Source organism: Streptococcus mitis SK575, from assembly GCF_000257865.1.
In the GTDB taxonomy this organism is placed as follows: domain Bacteria; phylum Bacillota; class Bacilli; order Lactobacillales; family Streptococcaceae; genus Streptococcus; species Streptococcus mitis_CQ.
On the sequence record NZ_AICU01000019.1, the window covers coordinates 1 to 4,500 of the forward strand.

Annotated in this window: 4 protein-coding genes; 1 reads left to right on the forward strand and 3 read right to left on the reverse strand. The window is 41.9% G+C overall.

Annotation, left to right across the window (positions count from 1 at the left end; translation table 11 throughout):
• Positions 1–83: 83 nt before the first annotated feature.
• Complete coding sequence (locus HMPREF1048_RS04165; protein WP_000735978.1) at positions 84–983, forward strand: TDT family transporter; 900 nt, start codon at positions 84–86, stop codon at positions 981–983.
• 24 nt (positions 984–1,007) lie between these two features.
• Here the strand turns inward: HMPREF1048_RS04165 and serS are convergent, their stop codons facing one another.
• From serS to HMPREF1048_RS04180, 3 genes are all read right to left on the reverse strand, one after another.
• Complete coding sequence (gene serS / locus HMPREF1048_RS04170) at positions 1,008–2,282, reverse strand: serine--tRNA ligase (protein ID WP_000884230.1); 1,275 nt, start codon at positions 2,280–2,282, stop codon at positions 1,008–1,010.
• 213 nt (positions 2,283–2,495) lie between these two features.
• On the reverse strand, positions 2,496–2,867 hold the full coding sequence (locus tag HMPREF1048_RS04175) for a DUF956 family protein (RefSeq protein ID WP_000079350.1): 372 nt from the start codon (positions 2,865–2,867) through the stop codon (positions 2,496–2,498).
• A gap of 2 nt (positions 2,868–2,869) precedes the next feature.
• Positions 2,870–4,234: an aspartate kinase gene (locus tag HMPREF1048_RS04180; protein WP_000869661.1), complete on the reverse strand. Its 1,365-nt coding sequence runs from the start codon at positions 4,232–4,234 to the stop codon at positions 2,870–2,872.
• Positions 4,235–4,500: the final 266 nt, after the last annotated feature.

Here is a 4,500-nt window from a genome sequence, read left to right on the forward strand (position 1 = left end):
GGAATAATCGGACTTCATTTTTTATCCCCTAATTTAAGCGCTTTTATGCTATACTGAAACTAACATGATTATTGGAGGTTAGGATGAAAAAACTCCCCTTGGTATTTTCTGGTTGTTTGCTAGGTTTAGCAGGAGCTGGAAATCTTATTTTAGATACGTTGCCGGTTCTGTCCCATCTATTGAGTCTGACAGGTTTGGTTTTATGGATTTACTTTCTGATTCTTCATCTCTTTAATTGGAAAGAAACCAAGCAAGAATTGACCAAGCCCCCTCTTTTGTCAGGAATGGCCACCTTTCCCATGGCTGGGATGATTTTATCGACTTATGTCTTTCGCGTCTTCTCTCATCTTCCTCTGGTAGCACAAGGACTCTGGTGGTTTTCATTTCTCTTGGATTTGGCCTTGATTGCTGGTTTTACCATCAAGTTTGCTTGTCCAGGGCGGAGGGTTCATGCGACTCCTAGCTGGACGGTTCTCTATGTTGGGATAGCAGTGGCAGCTTTGACCTATCCTCTTGTCGGTATCATCGAAATTGCCTATGCGACCTTGAGTTTTGGTTTTCTCTTGACCTTCTATCTCTATCCCCTTATTTATAGCGATTTAAAGAAACATCCGCTCCCACTAGTCTTGCTTGGACAAGAAGGGATCTACTGTGCCCCTTTCTCTCTACTCTTGGCTTCCTTGGTTCGAGTTGGAGGAGAGAGTCTACCGACTTGGCTCTTGATTGTCATGATCTTGGCTTCCCAATCCTTCTTTTTCTTTGTTTTGACTCGCCTGCCCAATATTTTAAAACAAGGTTTTCAACCAGCCTTCTCAGCCCTCACCTTCCCGACCATTATCACAGCTACTTCGCTTAAGATGGCTCAGGGAATCTTGAAACTTCCATTTTTGGATTATTTGGTAGTGGCTGAAACTGTTATTTGCCTAATCATTTTGCTCTTTGTATTAGGCGCTTATCTGAATTGGTTACGAAAAAAGGTCTAGCTAGAAATAGCTAAACCTTATTTTTTATGGTTTGATAACTTCAGCTCCACCCATGTATGGACGAAGAACTTCTGGGATGGTCACAGAACCATCCTCATTTTGGTAGTTTTCAAGAATAGCAGCCACTGTACGTCCAACTGCAAGTCCAGAACCGTTCAAGGTGTGAAGGAGTTTCACCTTACCATCTGCTTCATCACGGTAACGAATTTGGGCACGACGGGCTTGGAAATCTTCTGTGTTTGAACAGCTTGAAATTTCACGGTAGGTATTTTGCGCTGGAATCCATACTTCTAAGTCGTAAGTCTTAGCAGCTGAGAAGCCCATATCTCCTGTAGAGAGAGCAACGACACGGTATGGAAGGTTAAGTTTTTGAAGAATGTTTTCAGCGTTGGCTGTCATTTTTTCCAATTCTTCATAAGATTCTTCTGGTTTGGCAAATTTAACCATTTCAACCTTGTGGAATTGGTGTAAACGAATCAAGCCACGAGTATCACGGCCAGCTGAACCAGCTTCAGAACGGAATGATGGGCTCATAGCAGTAAAGTAGATTGGTAGGTCTTTACCGTCAATAATTTCATCACGGTAGTAATTTGTCAGAGGAACTTCAGCTGTAGGAATAAGGACGTAATTGCTGTCGCTGAGTTCAAAAGTATCTTCCTTGAATTTTGGATATTGACCAGTCCCAAACATAGAATCATGGTTAACCATGTAAGGCGTGATGACTTCTGTATAGCCTTCTTTTCCATGTTCATCCAACATAAAGTTATAGATAGCACGTTCCAAACGAGCACCGAGACCTTTATAGAAGAGGAAACGAGCGCCTGTTACCTTACCACCGCGTTCCCAGTCGAGGATACCAAGGTCTTCACCAAGATCCCAGTGAGCTTTTGGCTCGAAATCGAACTCGCGTGGAGTGCCCCAACGACGAACTTCCACATTGTCATCTTCGTCAGCCCCAACAGGAACGCTGTCAGCAGGAATATTTGGAAGAGTAGTGGTAAATTCTGTCAATTTAGCATCGATTTCTGCCAATTCAGCATCCAAGGCTTTGACTTCAGCAGATAGAGTTTGCATGGCAGCAATCTTGTCATCTGCATTTTCCTTGTTGCGTTTGGCTTGGGCAATCTCAGCTGAAACTGTGTTACGTTCTGCCTTGAGAGTTTCAACCTTGACTAAAATATCACGACGTTTGGCATCGATTTCTTTCATCTCATTCAAGACAGCAGCATCTACACCACGTGTAGCCAATTTTTCTGCGACAGCATCAAAGTCTGTACGAATACGTTTGATATCTAACATAAGAACTCCTTTATAAAAAAAGCACACCTGACAAAGCGTTGGAGTGGCAGGGCCACGGTTCCATCCAACTTCACAGGTGTGCACTTGATTGTGTATGCAATTGTTACTAACGGTAGAATTTCACCTATCCCTCCTATCTGCTCGCAGCACCCGCAGACTTTCTGAAAGAAGAAGATAACCTACTTATCCGTTGCTATGATTATACTAAAGTTTCTACTTTTTTGCAAATAGATTTTTAAATTTTTGACTAATGGTTTGAATCAGGGTCGGAAGTTTGACGACCTTGTCATTGCCCAGTTTTTCGCGAGCAATTTTAAGAATGGCACCTGAGTCTTTTGAAGCAAAGAGGAATTTTCCTCTGTCTGTAAAGACTTCGAAGTGGCGACTGATTTTGCGACCAGTGACATTAGCTCCAATTTGGTTGATATGGCTCCAAGGAATCTGGATAAATTGTTCAACATTGACATCGGGGTAAAATTCCAAAGCCTGATCTCCGACAAGGAATTTCCCAACTTTCCCAGCTATAGAGAGGTAGGAGGTGCCTGTCGTATTGAGAAGCACTGTTTTGTTAAGAGATTGGGCCATGCTTAGTCTTCCTTACTTTCACCGAAAAAGGCATTGTAGAGGGCTTTAATAGCTGCTTTCTCTTGGTCCTTATGGACAACAAACATAATAGATACTTCACTAGAACCTTGAGACATCATCTGGATGTTGATCTTATTTTCAGATAGAGCACGTGTCGCTGTAGCAGTTACTCCGATATGGCTCTTCATCTTTTCTCCAACAATCATAATGATTGAAAGGTCGTGCTCGATTTCTGCATGGTCTACTTCAGCCTTTTGAACCAACTGACGAAGGATTTCTTCTTCCTTGATAGGAGTTAGTTCGCGAGAACGGAGGATGATTGAAAGATCGTCGATACCTGTTGGCATATGTTCCCAACCGATGTTAAGATCTTCAAGGATTTGAAGAACTTTGCGTCCAAATCCAACCTCACGGTTCATGAGGTATTTAGACATATTAATGCTGACAAAGCCAGAGTCACCAGCAATTCCCACAACTGGGAATTCATCACTACTATGTTTTAGAACGATACGAGTACCTGGATGATCAGGATTGTTGGTATTCTTGATAACCAGAGGAATTTTTCCACGGTAGGCAGGTAGAAGGGCTTCGTCATGAAGGACTGAGAAGCCTGCATAGGCCAACTCACGCATTTCACGGTAGGTCAACTCTGGGATAGAGTGTGGTTGGTGAATAATACCAGGGTGGGCTGCAAAGATACCATCAACGTCTGTAAAGTTTTCATAGAGATCGGCCTTAACACCGGCAGCAATGATAGAACCTGTAATGTCTGATCCTCCACGTGAGAAGGTACAGATTTGATTTTCCTTGGTAACTCCAAAGAAACCAGGAATGACAAGGACTTCATTTGCATTTGTCAATTCTTCAATCTTGTCATAACTTGATGGAATGATGCGAGCGTGACCAGGTTCACTTGTGACCACAATACCAGCTTCTCTAGGGTGCACATAGCGTGCATCGATCCCGTTTTGATTAAAGTAGGCAGCGATTAACTTAGCATTGTTATTTTCACCAGCTGCTAGGAAAGTATCGTAGAGAAATTCATTTTCATCAATAGGAAGAGTGGCTAAGGCACGAATGCTTTTAGAAATTTTTTCTAGTACAGCTGGTTTAAGACCTAGTTCACTAACCATAGCAGCATAGCGGTCGATAATCCAGTTTTGGCTCTTGCTAATATCGTTACCAGCAACATAGTCGCGGTAGTATTTAATCAAGGCATCCGTAACCTTAGTATCTTCAGCATTGCGTTTACCAGGCGCAGAAACGACTACAAAACGACGCTCTGAATCGCTTTTGACGATGTTTAAAACTTTTTCTAATTGACTAGCAGAGGCAAGAGAGCTACCTCCAAATTTAACAACTTTCATAAGAACTCCTAAAGTAAGTATTTTATACGATTATAGCAGAAAGAAAGGCTTTTTTCAATGAAGAAAATAAGATGCTTTCTAGGACAAAGCGAGCCTTTCTAATCGGCTGAGACACTTTTAGTCGATTTTTTATTGCTTTCTGCTCCTAAAAAATATATACTTTAACAATGAAATAATTTAACACTCAATGAAAATCAAAGAGCAAACTAGGAAGCTAGCCGTAGACTGCTCAAAGCACTGCTTTGAGGTTGTAAATAAGACTGACG